This is a genomic window from Mesorhizobium sp. PAMC28654 (genome assembly GCF_020616515.1).
GTDB lineage: Bacteria > Pseudomonadota > Alphaproteobacteria > Rhizobiales > Rhizobiaceae > Mesorhizobium.
In genome coordinates this window covers 3635523-3654939 of sequence record NZ_CP085135.1, presented here as the reverse complement: position 1 = coordinate 3654939, position 19417 = coordinate 3635523, and the positions used below count along the sequence as shown (strand labels likewise).

At 62.1% G+C, this 19417-nt stretch carries 19 protein-coding genes and 2 pseudogenes; 10 read left to right on the top strand and 11 right to left on the bottom strand.

What is annotated here, in order from left to right; translation table 11 throughout:
• Positions 1–2: 2 nt before the first annotated feature.
• Both istA and istB read left to right on the top strand, forming a co-directional pair.
• Positions 3–1475, top strand: a complete 1473-nt coding sequence (istA, locus tag LGH82_RS17870; protein WP_227344002.1) for an IS21 family transposase — start codon at positions 3–5, stop codon at positions 1473–1475.
• Positions 1472–2365 (top strand): IS21-like element helper ATPase IstB, encoded by an 894-nt coding sequence (istB, locus tag LGH82_RS17865; RefSeq protein ID WP_227344001.1) that lies wholly within the window; start codon positions 1472–1474, stop codon positions 2363–2365. Before istA ends, istB begins: the two co-directional genes overlap by 4 nt.
• Positions 2366–2517: 152 nt before the next feature.
• Here the strand turns inward: istB and LGH82_RS17860 are convergent, their stop codons facing one another.
• Together LGH82_RS17860 and LGH82_RS17855 are read right to left on the bottom strand one after the other, a co-directional pair.
• Positions 2518–3399 (bottom strand): AraC family transcriptional regulator, encoded by an 882-nt coding sequence (locus LGH82_RS17860; protein ID WP_227344000.1) that lies wholly within the window; start codon positions 3397–3399, stop codon positions 2518–2520.
• Positions 3396–4079: pseudogene (locus tag LGH82_RS17855) on the bottom strand (alpha/beta fold hydrolase); the annotation flags it as partial. The gene LGH82_RS17860 and the pseudogene LGH82_RS17855, both read right to left, overlap by 4 nt.
• Positions 4080–4599: 520 nt before the next feature.
• Between LGH82_RS17855 and LGH82_RS17850 the strand changes: the two are divergent.
• Positions 4600–4737: pseudogene (locus tag LGH82_RS17850) on the top strand (IS5/IS1182 family transposase); the annotation flags it as partial.
• Between the two features lie 81 nt (positions 4738–4818).
• Here the strand turns inward: LGH82_RS17850 and LGH82_RS17845 are convergent.
• Both LGH82_RS17845 and dapE read right to left on the bottom strand, forming a co-directional pair.
• The gene (locus LGH82_RS17845) at positions 4819–5424 is read right to left on the bottom strand and encodes a transporter (protein WP_227343999.1); all 606 of its coding nucleotides are present in this window, start codon (positions 5422–5424) and stop codon (positions 4819–4821) included.
• Between the two features lie 6 nt (positions 5425–5430).
• A complete protein-coding gene (gene dapE / locus LGH82_RS17840) occupies positions 5431–6618 on the bottom strand; it encodes a succinyl-diaminopimelate desuccinylase (RefSeq protein WP_227343998.1) in 1188 nt (395 codons plus the stop codon).
• 115 nt (positions 6619–6733) lie between these two features.
• Between dapE and LGH82_RS17835 the strand changes: the two genes are divergently transcribed.
• Positions 6734–7768 (top strand): 2-dehydropantoate 2-reductase, encoded by a 1035-nt coding sequence (locus LGH82_RS17835; RefSeq protein ID WP_227343997.1) that lies wholly within the window; start codon positions 6734–6736, stop codon positions 7766–7768.
• A gap of 4 nt (positions 7769–7772) precedes the next feature.
• Here the strand turns inward: LGH82_RS17835 and LGH82_RS17830 are convergent, their stop codons facing one another.
• The 4 genes from LGH82_RS17830 to dapD form a co-directional block, all read right to left on the bottom strand.
• Positions 7773–8744 (bottom strand): GGDEF domain-containing protein, encoded by a 972-nt coding sequence (locus tag LGH82_RS17830; protein ID WP_227343996.1) that lies wholly within the window; start codon positions 8742–8744, stop codon positions 7773–7775.
• 373 nt (positions 8745–9117) lie between these two features.
• Positions 9118–9822: a hypothetical protein gene (locus LGH82_RS17825; RefSeq protein ID WP_227343995.1), complete on the bottom strand. Its 705-nt coding sequence runs from the start codon at positions 9820–9822 to the stop codon at positions 9118–9120.
• Positions 9823–9837: 15 nt separating this feature from the next.
• On the bottom strand, positions 9838–10215 hold the full coding sequence (locus tag LGH82_RS17820; protein WP_227343994.1) for a DUF805 domain-containing protein: 378 nt from the start codon (positions 10213–10215) through the stop codon (positions 9838–9840).
• 153 nt (positions 10216–10368) lie between these two features.
• Positions 10369–11223 (bottom strand): 2,3,4,5-tetrahydropyridine-2,6-dicarboxylate N-succinyltransferase, encoded by an 855-nt coding sequence (dapD, locus tag LGH82_RS17815; RefSeq protein WP_227343993.1) that lies wholly within the window; start codon positions 11221–11223, stop codon positions 10369–10371.
• 146 nt (positions 11224–11369) lie between these two features.
• Here dapD and LGH82_RS17810 point away from each other — a divergent pair, with 146 nt between their 5' ends.
• Complete coding sequence (locus tag LGH82_RS17810; RefSeq protein WP_227343992.1) at positions 11370–12215, top strand: LOG family protein; 846 nt, start codon at positions 11370–11372, stop codon at positions 12213–12215.
• A gap of 156 nt (positions 12216–12371) precedes the next feature.
• Here LGH82_RS17810 and LGH82_RS17805 read toward each other — a convergent pair whose 3' ends face one another.
• The gene (locus LGH82_RS17805; RefSeq protein ID WP_227343991.1) at positions 12372–13076 is read right to left on the bottom strand and encodes a pyrimidine 5'-nucleotidase; all 705 of its coding nucleotides are present in this window, start codon (positions 13074–13076) and stop codon (positions 12372–12374) included.
• 161 nt (positions 13077–13237) lie between these two features.
• On the opposite strand from LGH82_RS17805, the gene LGH82_RS17800 reads away from it, so the two are divergent.
• The 3 genes from LGH82_RS17800 to LGH82_RS17790 all read left to right on the top strand — a co-directional run bounded on the left by LGH82_RS17800 (position 13238) and on the right by LGH82_RS17790 (position 15810).
• Positions 13238–13999: a GGDEF domain-containing protein gene (locus tag LGH82_RS17800; protein WP_227343990.1), complete on the top strand. Its 762-nt coding sequence runs from the start codon at positions 13238–13240 to the stop codon at positions 13997–13999.
• Positions 14000–14191: 192 nt separating this feature from the next.
• On the top strand, positions 14192–14374 hold the full coding sequence (locus LGH82_RS17795) for a hypothetical protein (protein ID WP_227349750.1): 183 nt from the start codon (positions 14192–14194) through the stop codon (positions 14372–14374).
• A complete protein-coding gene (locus tag LGH82_RS17790) occupies positions 14371–15810 on the top strand; it encodes a GMC oxidoreductase (RefSeq protein ID WP_227343989.1) in 1440 nt (479 codons plus the stop codon). The genes LGH82_RS17795 and LGH82_RS17790 overlap by 4 nt, the downstream gene beginning before the upstream one ends.
• A 130-nt stretch (positions 15811–15940) precedes the next feature.
• Here the strand turns inward: LGH82_RS17790 and LGH82_RS17785 are convergent, their stop codons facing one another.
• The gene (locus LGH82_RS17785) at positions 15941–16108 is read right to left on the bottom strand and encodes a hypothetical protein (RefSeq protein WP_227343988.1); all 168 of its coding nucleotides are present in this window, start codon (positions 16106–16108) and stop codon (positions 15941–15943) included.
• Between the two features lie 100 nt (positions 16109–16208).
• On the opposite strand from LGH82_RS17785, the gene LGH82_RS17780 reads away from it, so the two are divergent.
• Both LGH82_RS17780 and bchE read left to right on the top strand, forming a co-directional pair.
• Complete coding sequence (locus LGH82_RS17780; protein ID WP_227343987.1) at positions 16209–16700, top strand: MarR family winged helix-turn-helix transcriptional regulator; 492 nt, start codon at positions 16209–16211, stop codon at positions 16698–16700.
• Positions 16701–16831: 131 nt separating this feature from the next.
• Complete coding sequence (gene bchE / locus LGH82_RS17775) at positions 16832–18379, top strand: magnesium-protoporphyrin IX monomethyl ester anaerobic oxidative cyclase (protein ID WP_227343986.1); 1548 nt, start codon at positions 16832–16834, stop codon at positions 18377–18379.
• Between the two features lie 18 nt (positions 18380–18397).
• Here bchE and argB read toward each other — a convergent pair whose 3' ends face one another.
• A complete protein-coding gene (gene argB / locus LGH82_RS17770; protein ID WP_227349625.1) occupies positions 18398–19291 on the bottom strand; it encodes an acetylglutamate kinase in 894 nt (297 codons plus the stop codon).
• Positions 19292–19417: the final 126 nt, after the last annotated feature.

Below are 19417 nucleotides of genomic sequence, written 5' to 3'. Positions count from 1 at the left end.
TTATGAAGTACCGACAAAACAATTCTATCGAGGTCGCCGCCGCCAAGGCGTCGATCAGCAGGGCGACGGCCTATCGCATCAAGACGGACGCGCACCTGCCATCGCAAAAGCAAAAGGCTCGTGGCCGGCGGAGGCCTGACCCTCTCGAGCATATCTTCGATGCCGAGGTCGTTCCCCTTTTGAAGGCGGCGCCAGGCATCCGTGTTGTCGCCATCTATGAGGAGATGCTGCGGCGGCACCCGGAACTGAGCGCGGGCATTCGCCGAACGCTGGAGCGGCGCATCCGGTCATGGCGTGCCATCCACGGCGAAGAGCAGGAGGTTATCTTCCGCCAGCTTCACGAACCCGGCCGACTCGGGCTATCGGATTTTACCGACATGGGCAGCCTTGACGTGTCGATCGCCGGCCAGTCTCTTGATCATCTACTCTACCACTTCCGGCTCGCCTGGTCCGGCTTTGAACACACCCATGTCATTCTCGGCGGCGAGAGCTTCGTGGCCCTGGCCGAAGGACTGCAGAACGCGCTGTGGTCGCTTGGGGGAGCGCCGCTCTATCATCGCAGCGACAGCCTGTCGGCGGCTTTCCGCAACCTCAGCGCCGATGCGAAGGAGGATCTCACGCATCGCTACGAAGAGCTTTGCGCGCACTACCGCATGACGCCGACCCGCAACAACAAGGGCATCGCGCACGAGAACGGTTCGATCGAAAGCAGCCATGGCCATCTCAAGGATGCCATCCGTGACGCCCTTCTGATGCGCGGCAGCAGAAATTTCGACGATCTCGGCGCGTATCGAGCCTTCATCGACGAGATCGTCAGCCGGCACAACGCCAATCATGGCAAGCGCATCGATGCCGAACGCCCTCAACTGCAGGAACTTCCAGACCAGCGGACCAGCGACTTCGAGGAGGTGGTCGTCACCGTGTCGCGGACCGGCGGCTTCACCTTGCGCAAGGTCTTCTACACCGTTCCCTCCCGCCTGATCGGACATCGGCTTCGCATCCGCCTGTTCGATGATCGCCTCGAGGTCTTTATGGGAGGAACAAAGCTGATGACGCTGCCCAGGGGCCGAGGCCATGCCGACGGGAGGCACGATCAGGTCGTCAACTATCGGCACGTCATCCATTCCCTGCGCAAAAAGCCGATGGCGCTTCTTAATCTCGTCTATCGTGACAAGCTCTTCCCGCGGCAGGAATACCGCAGGGCCTTCGACGAGCTCATTGAGCGGCTGCCGGACAGGCAGGCGTGCAAGATCATGGTCGATCTGCTGGCGCTGGCCCACGATCGAGGCTGCGAGCGTGAGCTTGCCGAGCAACTCACCGAGACCCTCGACGCCGGCGACCTGCCCGATATTGCCGTCTTGCGAACCCTCCTCGGCCCGGACCCCGCACGGCTGCCGACCGTCTTGGTGCAACTCGCTTCCCTTAACGGCTATGAAGCCCTGATCGGGGCAACCCATGTGGGAGACGTCGCATGAGCAACGCCCACACCATCGACGAAGCCCGCCTCGGCATCATGCTCAACGAACTCCGGCTACCGACGATCAAGACGCTCTGGGCGCAATTTGCCGAGCAGGCCGATAGAGAGGGGTGGCCCGCCGCCCGGTTCCTCTCGGCCATCGCCGAGCATGAGCTGGCCGAACGGGCACATCGCAGGATCGAACGGCATCTGGCCGAAGCGCATCTGCCGCCCGGAAAGACGCTCGACAGCTTCGCCTTCGACGCCGTACCCATGGTCTCCAAGGCCCAGGTCATGGCCATGACCGCCGGTGACAGCTGGCTCGCCAAGGGCGCCAATATCCTGTTGTTCGGCCCACCCGGTGGCGGAAAGTCGCATCTTGCGGCAGCGATCGGACTCGCCCTCATTGAGAACGGCTGGCGCGTGCAGTTCGCCCGAACCACCGATCTCGTGCAGAAGCTCCAGATCGCGCGGCGAGAGCTGCAGCTCGAAGCCGCCATCGCCAAGCTCGACAAGTTCGATCTGCTCATCCTCGACGATCTGGCCTACGTCACCAAGGACCAGGCCGAAACGAGCGTGCTCTTCGAACTCATCTGCGCAAGATATGAGCGGCGTTCCATCATGATCACCGCCAATCAGCCCTTCGGAGAATGGAACAGAATCTTTCCGGACCCCGCCATGACCCTCGCCGCAGTGGACCGACTTGTTCACCACGCAACGATCTTCGAGATGAACGTCGAAAGCTACCGGCGCAGATCCGCCATGGAAGCCAAACGCCAGCGCGGCAGGCCAGCCTCTTACGCGACAATCAAGAACAAACACGAACTTGTCGCGGAGCGGCAATCAGAAATAGATGAAGGCCTTGCCAGCGACAATCAGCATGATAATTTGCACGTGACCGCGACCTGAGAATCTCATCCAGATCGCCGCTCACGTCTCATCCAGATCGTCGCGCTATACTGGGCTAAGGATTAGGCCGTGAACCCACAAAGACCGGGATCGGGTGGATAGCGGCCTGTCGGTTTCTTGCCATCGGATGGGACAGGCCGCCGTCGGAGGCGCTATTTCAGCGGCAAAAACAGTTCCGCGACCGCCTCATGCTCTGGCACTTCCGCGAAGAAGCCCAGCCGCTGGCAATAGATCGGGAAGTCGCGTGCTTCCTCGCCGCTGGCCGGAAGCCACTCGCGATAAAGGTAGAGCGCGGCAGGCTCCAGATTGTGGGTGTTGCCAACGACGCGTAGCACCGCGCAGCGTCCGCCAGGGATCTCGCCGGCTTTGATCCGCTCGCCGTCCGCCTCGATCGGTTGGTTGGTCCCGACACAAAGGTCCACGCTATAATCGGCAGGCGGCGTAGGACGCCGCTCTGAACGCCAGACATTGAAGGTCGGACTTGTCTTGGGGTGCAGGCCCGCGGCCTTGCGCCACGCGATGAACCGCTGGATGGTGGCGCCGAGCGTCGCGGGGTCGCCCCGATGCTCCATGATCGCCACCGGTGTGGGGGGCACATCGCGAATCGTCACGTCGTCAGTGGTAAAAGTCTTCTGCATGAGCTTGCTCCTGGCGTTGTCGAGAGGCCCGAAGGCCGCAAGCCACGGCTCCCAATCGGGAGACTTCCGGAACGATGAAGGCGATTGCCCGAACCGTTGCCGAAAGGCGCGGGCGAAGGCGTCCGGTGCATCGTAACCGGCATCCATCGCTATGTCCGTGACGCTTTGGGCGTCCATGTAGGCCAGCCGGTGCGAAGCGCGCTTCATACGGGCAAGCTGAACATAACTATGCACGGATAACCCGAAGGTCGCCGTAAACTGCCGGTGGAAATGAAACTTCGAGAAGGCCGCGACACCGCTTAGCGTTTCCCGGTCCAGATCACTGCCAAGATGCCGGTCGATGTAGTCCAGCACCCGCTGCATCCGGGCATGGTGGTTTTGAAGCGCCGCCTTCACCGTCCCTCCTCCGTGGCGGCTCCAGCTAGTTGTTCGGCCTCTGATTGCAACTTGCTGTCTGGCCCATCAAGGAATCGCAGGGCCGTTGATGTGAATGGGACGATGGGATCATAAATAGGAGCGTGCTCGCCGCCAGGAACGATCCATAACGTAGCATCCGGAATAGAACGGTAGATGCTTACAGAAATTTCAACAGGAAAAAAGCGATCGCGATCACCGTGCACGACAAGTGTACGAGCTGCAATGGTTGATAGATCTTGTTCGGTGAGATTCATATCGTCATGGCTTTCGCCCAGCGCGTTGAACTGTGTGATGAGTTGACTGATCTGTTCGTCACCGCGTTTTGCGCACTCTCGATACATTTCTTGAACTTGTTGCGGCATGACGTCGAACGAAGCTCTGCGCATGATAACCCTTGCCTGATCTGGGAAATGGGTAGTTGCACTGATCAATACCATTGAGTCGATGCGCTTGGGTTGGCTCGTTGCCATGTGCAGCAGCGTCATCCCGCCAGAACTGATCCCCATAGCCGAGAAATGACCTACCCCCAGCTTTTCAAGCAAGAGGAACACGTCATTGGCCGCTTCCCGATGTGTGAACTTGTTCCCGGGATTGGTGGAGTGACCATGGCCACGCAGATCCACGACGATCAGTCGATGGCGCTCTGAGAGCCTGGCGGTAAAGGGAAGCCAGTTCTATGCACAACCGCCAAACCCATGCAGGAGTACCAGAGGTTTTCCGACTCCGTACTCCTCGTAGTACATCTCAATGTCGTTGATTTGAACGGTGTGTCCGCGAGTGGTCGTCTCTTTGGGAGCGTACGTCGTTGTCATGGAGTCTCTCAAATGTGCGACGAGGTGAACAGCGGCCTACAGGCTCTTGGAAATGAAACTTCGAAACGGCCGCAACACCGGTTACCGTTTTCCAGGTCCAGATCACTGTTGCAGGTCGATGTAGTCCAGCCTCCGCTGCATGCGAGCATGGTCGTTTTGAAGCGCCGCCTTCATCGTCCGTCCTCCGTGGCGGCTCCAACTAGTCGCTAATGGCCATAGCGTGCTCGACCGATCTTGCGGTTTTGTAACGGGTCGCGGAACATCGCCAAGGACCGTTCACGGGCACGCCCAATTGGACTAGCGGCAAAAAGGGGGCGTTTGCGGCTGGCGGCTTTCATATCGTGCCGAACCCTGATTCAAGCTCAACATGAGCCGAAATGACCTTGGCGACTTCGAATGGCGCGCGATCAGCCCGCCGCTATCCAAGAAGCCGAGAGGCGTGCCCCGTGTCGATGATCGGCGCGTGCCAAGCGGCATCTTTTGAGGGCTACGATCGGGAACACCATGATGCGACCTGCCAGAACGCCATGGACCGCGCACCAAGAAGATGGAGCGGTATCCCTGTTCCATCGGGATGGAACAGGCTCTAGCCGCCCGAATAGTCGGGTACGTCGATGCCGAGCAGAAACTGCAGGCCGAACAGCACCAGCAGCGACGCTATGAACATGCCGACGAAAACGGCCGTTCCGACGGCAGCGCCCTTGCCGATGGACGCATTGGTCATGCGCCAGGTCAGCATCATCGACAAAGCGAACAAGAGTAGCGACAGCAGGCCGGAAATAGCGTTGGAGGGCGGCAGGAAAAGCCTGATCAGCGCCGATGGCAGCATCAGCCAGGCGGTAATGGCCGAGGCCCAGTTGCTGGCCACGACATAGTGCACGAAGCGGCCGCCCACCCCCAGGCGCGGCGCCACCAGCGCAAGGGCGACGAGCGGCAGTACCCAGGAGCCGATGTCGACCGTCGCCAGGCGGATCAGCATGCCGAGGCGACCCGCGAAAGCGTCGGGATCGCCGATCTCATTGGCAACGCCGACCCAGCCGACAATCAGCGCCGGTGCCGCCACGACGATGGCGAAGAAGGAATTCCAGAAGCCGTCCGCCGACAGGTCGAGCAGGCGCAACCCATCGGTTTTTCCCAGCATCAATCGCCAGGCGCCGGTGAGCGAAGCATGTGTATCGTCCGCCGAAAGCATGCTGTCCTATCCGAACCAGTCTTCGATGAAGCGCAGGTAGATTTGTGTCAGCGTCTCGAGATCCGCAACTGCGACACGTTCGTCGACCATGTGCATGGTCTTGCCGACCAGCCCGAATTCAACAACCGGGCAATGGTCCTTGATGAAGCGTGCGTCGGACGTGCCGCCTGATGTCGAGAGCACCGGTTGCTTGCCGACCACAGCCTTGACCGAACCGCTGAGCGTCTCGATCAGCTTCTCGTCGCGAGTGAGGAAGACATGGCTCGGCCGGTCGCGCCAGATGATGTCGTAGTCGACTGGCGTCTTCTTGCCCGTCCGGTATTTCTTGCGCTTGGCCGCCTGGTCGAGGCGGTTGTGGATTTCAGCCTGGATGGTCTCGGCGGTCCAGCTGTCGTTGAAGCGGATGTTGAAGGTCGCGGTCGCCTTGGCCGGGATCACATTGGTGGCGGGGTTGCCGACATCGAATGTGGTCACCTCCAGATTGGTCGGCTGGAAATCCTTGGTTCCCTTGTCGAAGACCGGGTGCAGCAGGGCGTCGACCAGCATTATCAGCCCGCGCACCGGATTGTCGGCGAGATGAGGGTAGGCGACGTGCCCCTGGCGTCCATTGACGGTGACGCTGCCCGACAGGGAACCGCGCCGGCCGATCTTGATCATGTCGCCGAGCGCGTCCGGGTTGGTCGGCTCGCCGACGATCGCGGCATCCCACGTCTCGCCCTTGGCGACGGCCCAGTCCAGCAGCTTGACCGTTCCGTTGATAGCCGGCCCTTCCTCGTCGCCGGTGATCAGCAGCGACACCGAGCCTTTCGGGCCGCCCTTCCGTTCGACATGGCGCGCCACCGCGGCGATGAAGCACGCGATGCCACCCTTCATGTCGACGGCGCCACGGCCATACATCTCACCCTTGGCGATCTCGGCGGCGAAAGGCGGGTGCGTCCACGCCGCTTCGTCGCCAACCGGCACCACGTCGGTATGGCCGGCGAACATCAGATGCGGACCGTTGCCGGAGCGCCGCGCATAAAGGTTCTCGATGTCCGGCGTGCCGTCCTCGGAGAACACCGGGCGTTCGACGGAGAAGCCGAGCGGCTTCAGCATTGTTTCGAGCGCCGTCAGGGCGCCGCCTTCGGCGGGCGTCACGGAGGCGCAACGAATGAGGGCGGCGAGGTTTTCGGCGGGATCGGTCGGCAGAGTCATGCAAAAGCGATAGTCGAAAGCGCGGGGCCTGTCACGGCCAGACGTGAGGGCCAGTCATGGCGCCGACAATATGGTTTTCATGTCGTATAGTCGCGGGATCACGCGGAATCACGGGATGATCAGCGCAAAGAGCACGATCGCCATTGCCGGTGCTGGCAGCATTGGCTGTTATGTCGGCGGCTGCCTGGCGCTCGCCGGGCGGCAGGTGATTCTGCTGGTGCGGCCGCGCTTCGAGGCGGCGCTGCGCACAGGCGGATTGCATGTCACCGACCTTGATGGGCTTGACCGGTTGCTGGGGCCGGGAGAGCTTTCGGCCACTGCTGATCCGTCCGTTGCGTTGGCCAGGGCCGACGTGATCCTGGTGACGGTCAAGAGCGGCGCAACCGAGGAGATGGCCCGGATTATCGCGGCTCATGCTCGCCCGGACGCCGTGGTGGTCAGTTTCCAGAACGGCGTCGACAATGCCGACAGGTTGCGGCTCGGCCAGCGGCGTGTGTTGGCGGGCATGGTGCCGTTCAATGTGGTGGGGTCGCCGGACGGCGATGTGCCTCTGCGTGTGCACCGCGCCAGCGACGGCAAGGCGATGATCGAAGACGGCGAGCCCGGCCTTGTCGAACTGCTAGATGTCGATGGGTTCGGGGTTGAGGTTCACGCCGACATGAGGGCGGTGCAGTGGGGCAAATTGTTGATGAACCTCAACAACGCGCTGGTGGCGCTTTCCGACCTGCCGCTGGCGACGGAACTCGCCGACCGTCGCTGGCGGTTGATCCTGGCCGCTCAGATCGACGAGGCGCTTGCGGCGATGAAAACCTGTCGCATCGAGCCAGCCCGGATCGCCGGCCTGCGTCCCGTGCTGTTGCCGAAAGTGCTGCGGCTGCCGGACTGGTTGTTCAAGCTTTTGGCGCGCAGGATGCTGGCGATCGATCCCCGGGCACGCTCATCGATGTGGGACGATCTTCAGCGCGGCCGGGCGACGGAGATTGACGAGTTGCAGGGCGCGATCCTGCGTCTGGCACGGAAGGCGGGCACGCCCGCGCCGCTGATAAGGCGAACGGTGGCGCTGCTGCGCGCGGCCGAACAGGAAGGACGCGGATCGCCCGGTCTGACACCAGAGGCCTTCACCGACGCGGGGGTAGGCCAACCAGTGTGACGAGTCAGACAACCCGCACATGGGCCCGGTAGCGGCCCTTGCCGGTACGCTTGGCGTCGTAGAGCGCCAGGTCTGAACAGGCCAGCAGAATTTCCGGATTGCTCCCATCGGCAGGCGCGAACGCACTTCCAACACTAAGCCCGATGCGAATAGCGGATCCGGTGCCAAAATCGAAAGGCGTGGAAATCTTGTCGATGGCGCGCTTTGCCAGATAGGTGGCCTCGATCTCCGACGTCGCCGGCAACAGGATGACAAACTCGTCGCCGCCGATGCGAAAGACGCAATCGCCGGAGCGGAAAGCGCGCTTCAGCCTCTCTGCCACCTTGCGCAGCAGCATGTCACCGACCGCATGGCCAAAATGGTCATTGACGGTCTTGAAGCCATCGAGATCCATGCTGAGAACGGCGAAAGGCGCCCCGCCATTGGCGGCCGGCACCGCCAGGTCGCGGCACATGTCGCGCAGTTTTTCCTGAAGGAAGATACGATTAGGCAGGCCGGTCAGCGCGTCCTTGATCGCCAGGTCGCGATTGTCGAGCTCCGCGCGGATCATGCGCGCGTTGATGGCGTGGTTTTGCAGCAGAACGATGATGACGCCCGTCAGGTAGAATGGCATCTGGATGCCGACCACCCACATGCCGGGCGACGCCGAAAGCAGCGCTCCGGTGAAATAGGGCAGGCTGACGGCCAGCATGACGAATATGGCGTAGCGTGGCGTTGCCGCATTGCGCGACGAGACGACGCCGAGCACTCCGGCGACGTTGAGGGCGGCAAGCACGGCCAGGGTCATATGTCCGCTCGCAATGCAGCCATAGCAGCCAAGACCGAAAACGACCGACCACACGGCGCCGGCGGCCATCAACTCCGCCAGAGGCCCTTTTTCTGCGCGCTTCGCCGCCCTTTCACATTCACGCATCAGCATCACACGGACAGCGAACAGCGTCATGTCGGCCACGATCCAGGCAGGGCCACAGATCATCGGTGGCGATCGCAGCGCTCACCGCGAGCACCAGGACACTGACGGTGCCGAACAGAACAGCGAACTTGCGATCGAACGTCGTGTCCAGAAGCCGGGCACGGACAGCGTCCGGTTCCAGTCGCCTAGGCGAGGAAAACCAGGCGAACAGCCGCGGGCCGAGGTCTGGCCGCCGGTCCGCTTTTTGTCTTGCCTGATGTGTGCCGTGTGTCAGCCGGATGCTCCGTGTCAGTCGACACAGCTTTCACGATCATGCTGAGGCAAGGTGATTAAGATTAGCTTAGAGCATTCTGCAGATGAGGCAAATTACGGGAGCCTCGTAACTGAGGCAAACACCAGATGGAATCACGAATCTAATTTACCGGCGTGCCAGTGCCTACCGCAACGGCACGTCGATCAACGTGATCTTCTGCCAGATTTTGCGTGACAGGTTGGAGCTCAGATTCTCGATGTCGTTGACGCCGTCGATGACCACGTCGTCATTGACCGACTGGGCGAAGAGCGCGGCGATCTTGCCGGTGATCGACAGCATTTCGGAGCAATAGTCGAGATAGCGCGCCAGGTCGGCGGCATTGGTGATGCGTGCGGGCGAGCTCGCCGTCGGCTTGAAACTGGCCGACAGTGTTGCCGGATCCTTGGTCAGCTGGTGCATGTCGATGACGTGGATCAGCGAGCGCAGCCCGTGCAACTCGCGAAAGACGCGCTTTCGCTTGATGCGTTCCTCGGTTCGGATCAGGGCCAGGAAGCCGAGCACCGCCAGGATGATGGTGTTGAGCGAGGCTTCGATGCCTTGCACCGACTGGACGGCGTCGTCGGCTCCCGAGATTCGGTCGAGCGGCAGGATGGTGCCGACGAACAGGAACATCAGGACGCCGGCGAGGAAAGCGGCGATGATGACGCCGCGCAGCCACCAGATCGGCGCTTCGAGCGCTTGCGCGGCCTTGGCTAGGTCACGCGACAGCGACACCAGTTCCGCGGCGACGCCACGCAGGCCCGCTTCGGGAAAACGATCCGCGATCCGCCCTTCCAGCCGCTCCGCCGTCTCGATGATCAGTTTCGGATCAAGCGTGCGGTAGCGCATGGCGCCGATCGAGCCTCACTGTTCGGCTCGCGCGTTGGTGCGTCTGCCGTAGCGGTTGGGGCCTGGCTGTCCCGGAAACAGGCAAAGCACCAGGAAGGCGATGATCGAAACGACCGGCACGAACAGGATCAGCGACGCGATGCCTGGCTTGTCGAGGTCATGCAGGCGCTTCACCGCCAGCACGATGTTCGACCAGAGCGACGCGATGAAGGCGATGAAGAAGATGAACGACCACATATTGCTCTCAGGCGAGCCTTCCGGCACCAGCGTGAAGCGATAAAGCGGAAAGGCCTGTATGATGGCGACGAGCAACCCGCCGAGAAAATAGGCCGCGCGGCTGACGCGGCCAGATGTCTTGAAGAAAAGCCAGGTAAGGTCTGATTTGTCGGGCAAGCGGGTCCGGTCCATGTTGATTGGCACTCTACGCGCCTTCGAGGATGCCGAGACATATCGGGATACATTTCAGTCCATGCCACCCTCTTGGCTGACATCCAAGCGTGACCCATGGCCGCGCTGACCTGAAGGTGCACTCGCCCTCAGGAAAGATCAATCGCGCAGCAATTCGTTGATCGAGGTCTTGGAACGGGTCTTGGCGTCGACGCGCTTGACGATGACGGCGCAGTAGAGACCTGGGCCCGGTTCACCGTTGGGGAAAGGCTTGCCTGGCATCGAGCCGGCTACGACGACCGAATTGGGGGGCACCTCGCCGTAGAAGATCTCGCCGGTGGCGCGGTCGACGATCTTGGTCGACTGGCCGATGAAGACGCCCATGCCGAGCACCGAGCCCTCGCGCACGATGCAGCCTTCGACCACTTCCGAGCGCGCGCCGATGAAGCAATTGTCCTCGATGATGGTTGGGCCGGCCTGCATCGGCTCCAGCACGCCGCCAATGCCGACGCCGCCCGACAGGTGCACGTTCTTGCCGATCTGGGCGCAGGAGCCCACCGATGCCCATGTATCGACCATGGTGCCGGTATCGACATAGGCGCCGACATTGACGAAGGACGGCATCAGCACGGCGCCCGGCGCGACATAGGCGGAACGCCGCACGATCGACGACGGCACGGCGCGGAAGCCCGCCTTCTCGAAGTCGACCGCGCTCCAGCCGTCAAACTTCGACGGCACCTTGTCCCACCAGACAGCCTCGCCCGGACCACCCTTGATGATCTCCATCGGGTTGAGGCGGAAGGACAACAGCACGGCCTTCTTCAGCCACTGATTGACATGCCACTTGCCGTCGGCCTGGCGCTCGGCGACACGGGCAACACCGCGATCCAGAAGGTCCAGCGCCGACTGGATGGCATCGCGCGTCTCGCCGCGCGTCGCCGTCGAAATCGTGTCGCGCTCCTCGAAGGCCTTTTCGATGGTCTTTTCGAGGCTCGCCAGATCGGGCTTCGACATGAATTCGCTCCATTACCAAGCTGTTAAGGGGCAACGCCTTAACCTGTTTCCAAAGTCGCGCGGACCCTATGTGAAGCCTTGGTGAGGGTCAATCGCGGGTGCGTCATGGGACGGCGCAAGTGAAAGAATTGGACGGGTAAAAGCATATGACACCTATGGAAAAGGCGGGATGGACGCCGCTGCCGCATTCGGACGAGGATCTGGAGCGGTCAAAGAGCGTGCCCGACACGCCGCAGACACGCGCCGAAACGTACCGGCTGGCATGGAACGATCCGGATTTCATGACACGGCGCGAATTGCGCGCGGTGCGGCTGCAGCTTGAGCTGCTGAAACCGGAGATGATCCTGGCCGAGCGCGGTATTCGTTCGACGGTCATTCTATTCGGCGGCGCGCGCCTGCCTGAACCCGGCGGCGAGGCCTGGGCGGCCAAGAACGAGACGCAGAAGAAGAATCTCGAGGAAAACAGCAAATATTACGAGGAGGCGCGAAAGTTCGCCCGCCTCTGCTCTCAGCAGTCGGCGACCTCCTACTATCGCGAGTTCGTCGTGGTGACCGGCGGCGGACCGGGAGTCATGGAGGCCGGCAATCGCGGCGCCGACGATGTCGGCGCGCCGTCGATCGGCCTCAACATCGTGCTGCCGCACGAACAGGCGCCGAACATCTATGTGACGCCGGAACTCTGTTTCAACTTCCACTATTTCGCCATCCGCAAGATGCATTTCGTCATGCGTGCCAAGGCGGTGGCGGTGTTTCCGGGCGGCTTCGGCACGATGGATGAGTTCTTCGAGACGCTGACCCTGATCCAGACAGGGCGCATGGAGCGCGTGCCGGTGATCCTGTTCGGCAAGTCTTTCTGGAAACGGGCGATCGACCTCGATTTCCTCGCCGAGCAGGGCACGATCAGCCCCGGCGACCAGGATATCATCGATTTCGTCGACACCGCCGACGAGGCCTGGGGCATCATCAGCCGATTCTACAAGTTAGGGGAGTAAGAGAGTAAGGGAGTAGGGCAGTAAGGCAATAGGTGAATAAGGCACTTGCGGTCGCCGCGTCCCAGAACAATTTCACCTACTGCCCTACTGCCCTACTGCCCTACTGCCCTACTGCCCTACTGCCCTACTGCCCTACTGCCCTACTGCCCTACTGCCCTACTGCCCTCCAACTATCGTCGTCAGGAAGCCGGCGAGATCGTCGGTGACGAAATCGACATCGTCCTCCTCGGCGGCGTCGCGCTCCCAGATTTCCGAGAAGGTCGGTTCGAAATTGCGGGGCACGATCAGCACCGTGGTCATGCCCAATGACTTCGGCACTGACAGGTTGCGGGCGAGATCCTCGAACATCACCGCATTGTGACCGGTGACGGCGTGGAGCGCGGCGAACTTCTCGTAGGTCTGGCGCGCCGGCTTGGGGTTGAGCCCGGCGGCGACGATGTCGAAGATGTCATCGAAATGATCGAGGATGCCGAGCTGGCGCGCGGTGCGTTCGGCGTGCCGCCGGTCGCCATTGGTGAAGATGAACTTGCGGCCCGGAAGCTGCCGGATAGCGGTGCCCAGAACCGGATCCGGCACTAGCCAGGAATAGTCGATGTCGTGGACCTTTTCGAGAAAATCGTCGGGGTCGATGCCATGGCGGGTCATCAGCCCGTTCAGCGTCGTGCCGTATTCGCGATAGAGCTCCTTCTGCAACTTGCGCGCATCGTCGCGCGGCAGCGACAGGAGCTCTCCGACATAGGCGGTCATCTTCACGTCGATCTGCGAAAACAGATTCGAATGGTGCGGATAAAGCGTGTTGTCGAGATCGAATACCCAATCGGTGACATGGTCGAAGCGGGCGGGATCAGGGAGCGTGGTCATGCGATCCTTATGGCATGAATTGACGGTTCCGCCAGAGGCTTTATCCACAACTTGCACGCGCCGGGAGTGGTAAAATCGCTCTCATGATTCAAATTTTAGCCATCCCGGAAAGGCGGCCTTCAGGCCTTGCTGGCACTTAGGCAGTCCAGTGGGAGCAAGCGATGAATCGCATATTTCTGAAGTCGGCCGCCATTGCTTTTGCTTCCGTCGCGGCTTCGCTTTTGCTGACGCTGATCATCGTTCCCGCCATGGGTTTCTCCGTCAACCGCACGATCTGGCTGACCTCCACGGTCTGCCCGCTCGTCCTTGCCTGGATCGCCGGCTCCTACACGTTCTGGCAGAGCGACAAGCTGAAGTCAGCGCATCGCGACCTCGCCCGAACACACGCCCAGCTTGCGGCCGCGCATCGCCGCCTGGCGGAGAAGGCGAGCCGCGACGACATGACCGGCATGCTCAACCGCGAGAGCTTCTTTGCGGCGCTTGACGGCTCCCGACGCAAATCCGATCGCGGCGCGCTGCTGATCATCGACGCCGACCACTTCAAGGCCATCAACGACGGCTACGGGCATCTGACTGGCGATGAAGCGCTGCTGCTGATCGCCAGCGCCATCGAGCGCGGCGTGCGTAGCGGCGATGTGCTGGGCAGGATCGGCGGCGAGGAATTCGGCGCGTTCCTGATTGGCGCCACCGAACAGGAAGCCAAGCGCGTCGCCGAGCGCATCCGCCGCGAGGTCGAGCTGATCCGCTTCCGGCCCGTCGATGAGCGAACGGTTCCGCTCACGGTCAGCATCGGCGGTACGGTCTGCAGCGAGGACAGCAACGTGTCGGAGCTGATGCGCGCCGCCGACCGGCGCCTCTACCAGGCCAAGCATCGGGGCCGCAATCGGACGATCCTCGACAAGGATATTTCCGAAGCGGCCTGAGTTCAGGCGACGGGCCAGGCAAAAGCGCGCCATGGAAGGTTCGAGGTTTGTGATGCCGGCCGCCGTTAAGGAAGCCCTAACCCTGTTCGCATTCGGCCGCGCCGTTTACCCGGTTTGAAGCGGGTTGATGGCTAGGCTTGGCACGAAATTGGCTTCTCCATCGGCGCGTGTGTCGTTCAGGGAACGCCATGCGTGGATCGAAGCCCCATCGAGAGACGTGTCATGAGCTTCTTCAAGAAAATATCGCGCCGCGGTGTCGTGCAGGCGCTTGTCGCGCTGCCCGCCCTATCCCTGTTTCGCAAGCTTCCCGATGCCGCCGCCGATGAGATCGTCGAGGTCAATGGCTGGATATTGAAGCGGAGCGACCTCGCATGATCTTCGACAGCTACGAGGCGTTTCGCACGGCGAACTTCAAACCCAGGGTCTGCATCCTCGGCTCGGGCCCAGCCGGCACCACCATCGCCAGGAAACTCGGCGCCGCCGGCATTCCGGTCGTGGTGCTGGAGGCCGGCTCACGCGAGTTCAGAGACGAGTCGCAGGATTTTTACCGCGGCACCACGGTCGGCGATCCCTATTTCGATCTCGACATCACCCGGCTGCGTTTCATGGGTGGCAGTTCCAATCATTGGGCCGGCTGGTGCCGCGTGCTCGACAAGCAGGACTTCGAGCCGAAGGCCTGGGCGCCTGACACGGGCTGGCCGATCAGCCGCGCCGACATCGAGCCTTTCTTGCCAGAAGTGCACGACATTCTCGAACTGCCCGATTTCCGGCCGGATGTGGCCATCTCCGACGACATTCGCTGGGTGCAATTGATCAAGAGCCCGGCGGTGAGGTTCGGCGAGAAATTCGCCGATGAACTCGACAAGAGCAGCAACATCGCCGTCGTTCTCAACACCTATGCCACCGAGCTTGCCGGCGACGGCAAGCGGGTGACCAGCGCCAGATTATGGTCGAACGGGCAGGATGCCGGCTCCTTCACCGCCGACCATTTCATCGTCTGCACCGGTGGGCTGGAGAATTCTCGTCTGCTCCTGTGGTCGAACCGGCGTTCGAACGGTGGCGTGGTGCCGAACGCCGGGGCGCTCGGCCGTTACTGGATGGAGCATCCTACCTTCGAGGGCGGCAATGCCATTCTGGCCGACTACGGCGAATTCGAAGTTGATGCCGTCAACGAGGCTTTTTTCTCGCCAACTCTTTCCGCTATGGAACGTCTGCAGATCATGAATTTCGGCATCAGGCTGATCGAGACGCCCTATGCCGGGGTCAAGCGTGTCATCGCCGACCTCGCCTGCACGGCCCCCGACATGGCCGAATGGGTGGCCAACAAGCTCAGCCAGAACCTGCGCTGCGCCGCCCAGCTCTATGTCGCCTGGGAGCAGGCGCCGCTGGCCTCGAACCAGATCGAATTGTCGAAGACCGATGTCGATCATGCCGGCGTGCCGCGCATCGAACTGCATTGGAAGAAGTCGGAGCTGGAGCGCCGCACCATCCTGGAAGGCCTGAAACTGTTCGGCACCACCCTCATCGAGAAGAACCTTGGCCGCGTTCGCCTCATCGACTGGCTTGCCAATGGCGAGGATTATCCGACGAACGAGGAAACCGCTGGTCATCATCACATGGGCGGCACGCGCATGGGCACGGACGTAACCAAAAGCGTCGTCGACAGCAACTGCAAGGTCCATGGCATGGACAATCTCTACGTCGGCGGTTCATCGGTTTTCTGCACGTCTGGTCAAGCCAACCCGACGACGACGATCACCGCCCTGGCCTGCCGGCTGGGCGATCATCTGGGCAAGCTCCTCGCTGTCTGACCGGGTGCGCGTTGTACAAGCAACGACTTCAGACGGTCGACTTGCCGAGCGGGTGAGGTCGGCGCGATAACGGCGATGCCGGCGTGGCAACCGGCTGCGTGGTTCTTAGGGGGAGCGTCATGGCTGCCGCTCACACGCCATGGATGGCAAAACGGATGAGCACGGCGGCCGCGGCAATCGCGACAATCCCGAAGCCCAGGCCGACGGGCGAACCCCAGCCGTACCATTCCATGGCCAGTTTGGCATATTTGAACTCCTCGGCTGGCGAGAGGCGTTCGCGTGTTTCATTGTGGCTCATCTGGTTCGTTCCTTTTCAGGGGGCGTTTGGCTCTTGCCTTGCGCCGTTGGTCAACTCATATTGATGCGGTATATGTAATGTTTGATAGATTGATATTTAGATGATCGAATTAAATGCGTCAAGCGAGGATCGCGAGCAAGTAGTGTCGGCCATTGGGCTGGCCGTCATGCGCTGGCAGGACGCGACCCAGTCCTATGATGAGGCGGTTGGCGCAAAGTGGGGATTGAGCAGTGCCGAACGTCATTGCCTAGGGCTGCTCCATGGCGGCCCGCAATCGGCGGGCGCTGTCGCTACAGTGACGGGGCTGACGCCGGCGGCCGTCACCGCGCTGATCGATCGGCTTGAGGCGCGTGGCTTGCTGACGCGCACGCGCAGCCTCGAGGACCGGCGCAAGGTGGTCATCGAGCAGACGGAGCTGACGCGGCAATTGTCGGCGCGCTATTACGGCGACATCGCGCGTGAAGGGGAAAAGGTGATCGGCACCTTCAGCGACACCGAATTGAAAACCATCCTGAGGTTCGTGAGCGCGGCGCTCGACCTGCAGCGCGATCAGATCGCCCGGCTGAAGGCCGAAGCGCCCGGAGACCCCTGAGGGCTACTCGGCCCCGGGATAGAGCGCGGGCGTGACTTTTCTTGCGGAAAAGCTGCACGCTAACTGCTGAAACGGGCCAAGCGCGCGTCCACATCGCCGGCCAGCATGCGCGGACCAACTGGAGGTCCGCCATGAAAATCGTCCTGATCAATCCGCCGCACACCGCCATAGGCAGCCGCGTTCCCGACGATCATCTGCCGCCGCTCGGCCTCCTGGCGCTTGGCGGGCCGCTGATCGATGCCGGCCATGATGTACGGCTGGTCGACGCCGAGTTCGGGCCGATGCGCTTGCCCGATGTCGTCGAGAAGGCCTTGAGCGATCATCCCGATTTTGTCCTGATCGGCCATTCAGGCTCGACCTCGGCGCACCCGACGGCCTTGCTTCTGGCTGGGATGATCAAGGAGCGCGAACCGGCCACCATCATCATCTACGGCGGCGTCTTCCCGACCTATCACTGGCGCGACATCCTGGCCGCGACGGATGTCTTCGACTTCATCGTGCGCGGCGAGGGCGAGGCGACCGTCGTCGCGCTGGTCGAGGCACTGGAAATGCACCAGCCCCCGGCGAGCGTGGCCGGCATCGCCTTTCGCGACGATTTGCGCCGTCCCTTTGCCACCCAGCCGGCAAGCACGATCAGCGATCTCGACGCCTACCGCGTCGGCTGGGAACTGATCGATCACGGCCGCTACGGCTATTGGGGCGGCAAGCGCGCCGTGGTCATGCAGTTTTCGCGCGGGTGCCCGCATCTGTGCAACTATTGCGGCCAGCGCGGTTTCTGGACGCGATGGCGCCATCGCGATCCCCAGAAGTTCGCTCGGGAAATCGCCTGGCTGCACCGCGAGCATGGCGTGGAACTGATCAACCTCGCCGATGAGAATCCGACGGTGTCGAAGAGGGCATGGCGCGCCTTTCTCGACGCCATGATCGCCGAGAACGTGCCGGTGCTGATCGTCGGCTCGACCCGTGCCGACGACATCGTGCGCGATGCCGACATCCTGCATCTCTACCGCAAGGCCGGTGTCATCCGCTGGCTGCTCGGCATGGAAAACACCGACGAGCAGACGCTTCAACTGATCCGCAAGGGCGGCAGCACCTCGTCGGACCGCGAAGCGATCCGGTTGTTACGCCTTCACGGCATCCTGTCGATGGCGACCTGGGTGGCCGGTTTCGAGGATGAGGGTTTTCGCGATCTTTGGCGCGGCTTCCGCCAACTCATCGCCTATGACCCCGACCAGATCCAGGCGCTCTATGTGACGCCGCATCGCTGGACGCCGTTCTTCAGGATCGCCCGGGATCGCAAGGTGATCCAGCAGGATGTCCGCCTCTGGGACTACAAGCATCAGGTGCTGAAGATGACCCGGCTGAAGCCGTGGATGCTGTTCTTCAGCGTCAAGCTGATCGAACTCGCCGTGCAATCGCGGCCGAAGGCGCTGGCGCGCATCCTGTTTCACAAGGACCCCGAGCAGCGCCATTCGATGCGCTGGTACACGCAAATGGGCCGTCGCGTCTGGTTCCGCGAGGTCTGGGGGTTCCTGGCCCGCGACCGCCGGGTGAAAGACGGCCCGACGCTTGCCGAATTCTGGGGCGCGCCGCAGGACGCGGAGGAGGAATCGATGGTGGTTGCGCGGCGGGTCCCAAAACCCGCCGCCGGCGCCGTCAGGATTTCGGGCGGCGCCTGAGGCGATGTACGCCGCCGCTCAGGGCACGATCAGCGTGCCGGCGCCGTGTTCCGTGAAGAGTTCCAGCAGCACCGCATGCGGCGTCTTGCCGTTGAGGATGACGACGCCTTCGACGCCGCGCTCGATCGCCTGGATGCAGGTCTCGACCTTCGGGATCATGCCGCCCGATACCGTGCCGTCCTTGATCAGGGCCTTGGCTTCGGCAACGGTCAACTCATCGATCAGCTTCTTGTTCTTGTCGAGCACGCCGGGCACGTCGGTCAGGAACAGCAGGCGCGTTGCCTTGCAGGCGCCGGCAATGGCGCCGGCGAAAGTGTCGGCATTGATGTTGTAGGTATGACCGTCGCGGCCGGGCGCCACCGGCGCCAGCACCGGGATCATTTCGGAACGCGCCAGAAGATCGAGCAGCGTGCGGTCGACTTCGACCGGCTCGCCGACGAAACCGAGATCGAGCACGCGCTCGATGTTGGAGTCCGGATCGATCATGGTCTTGCGGGCCTTTTCGGCGAACACCATGTTGCCGTCCTTGCCGCACAGGCCGATCGCCCATTCGCCCTCGGCGTTGATCAGCGCCACGATCTCCTTGTTGATCGAGCCGGCCAGCACCATCTCGACGATCTCGACCGTCTTCTGGTCGGTGACACGCAGGCCGCCTTCGAATTTCGATTCGATGCCCATCTTGGCCAGCATCGCGCCGATCTGCGGGCCACCGCCATGCACGACGATCGGGTTGACGCCGGATTGCTTGAGCAGCGCGATATCGCGCGCGAACGCCTTGCCGAGTGCGAGGTCGCCCATGGCATGGCCACCATATTTCACCACGATCGTCTTGTGCTCGTAGCGCTGCATGTAGGGCAGGGCTCGCGAAAGCAGGTCGGCCTGCATTTCGGCGGTGGCGGTTATCTCCGTCATCGGCATGGTTCCCGGCTTGGTTTTATGCATGTCATTGTCCCAAAACCGCTGAGCACTTTTGGGCGACATGCACTCGGAAAGGACGGCGGCGTCTTAGCGGGAAACGGGGCAGGCCGCAAATGGCAT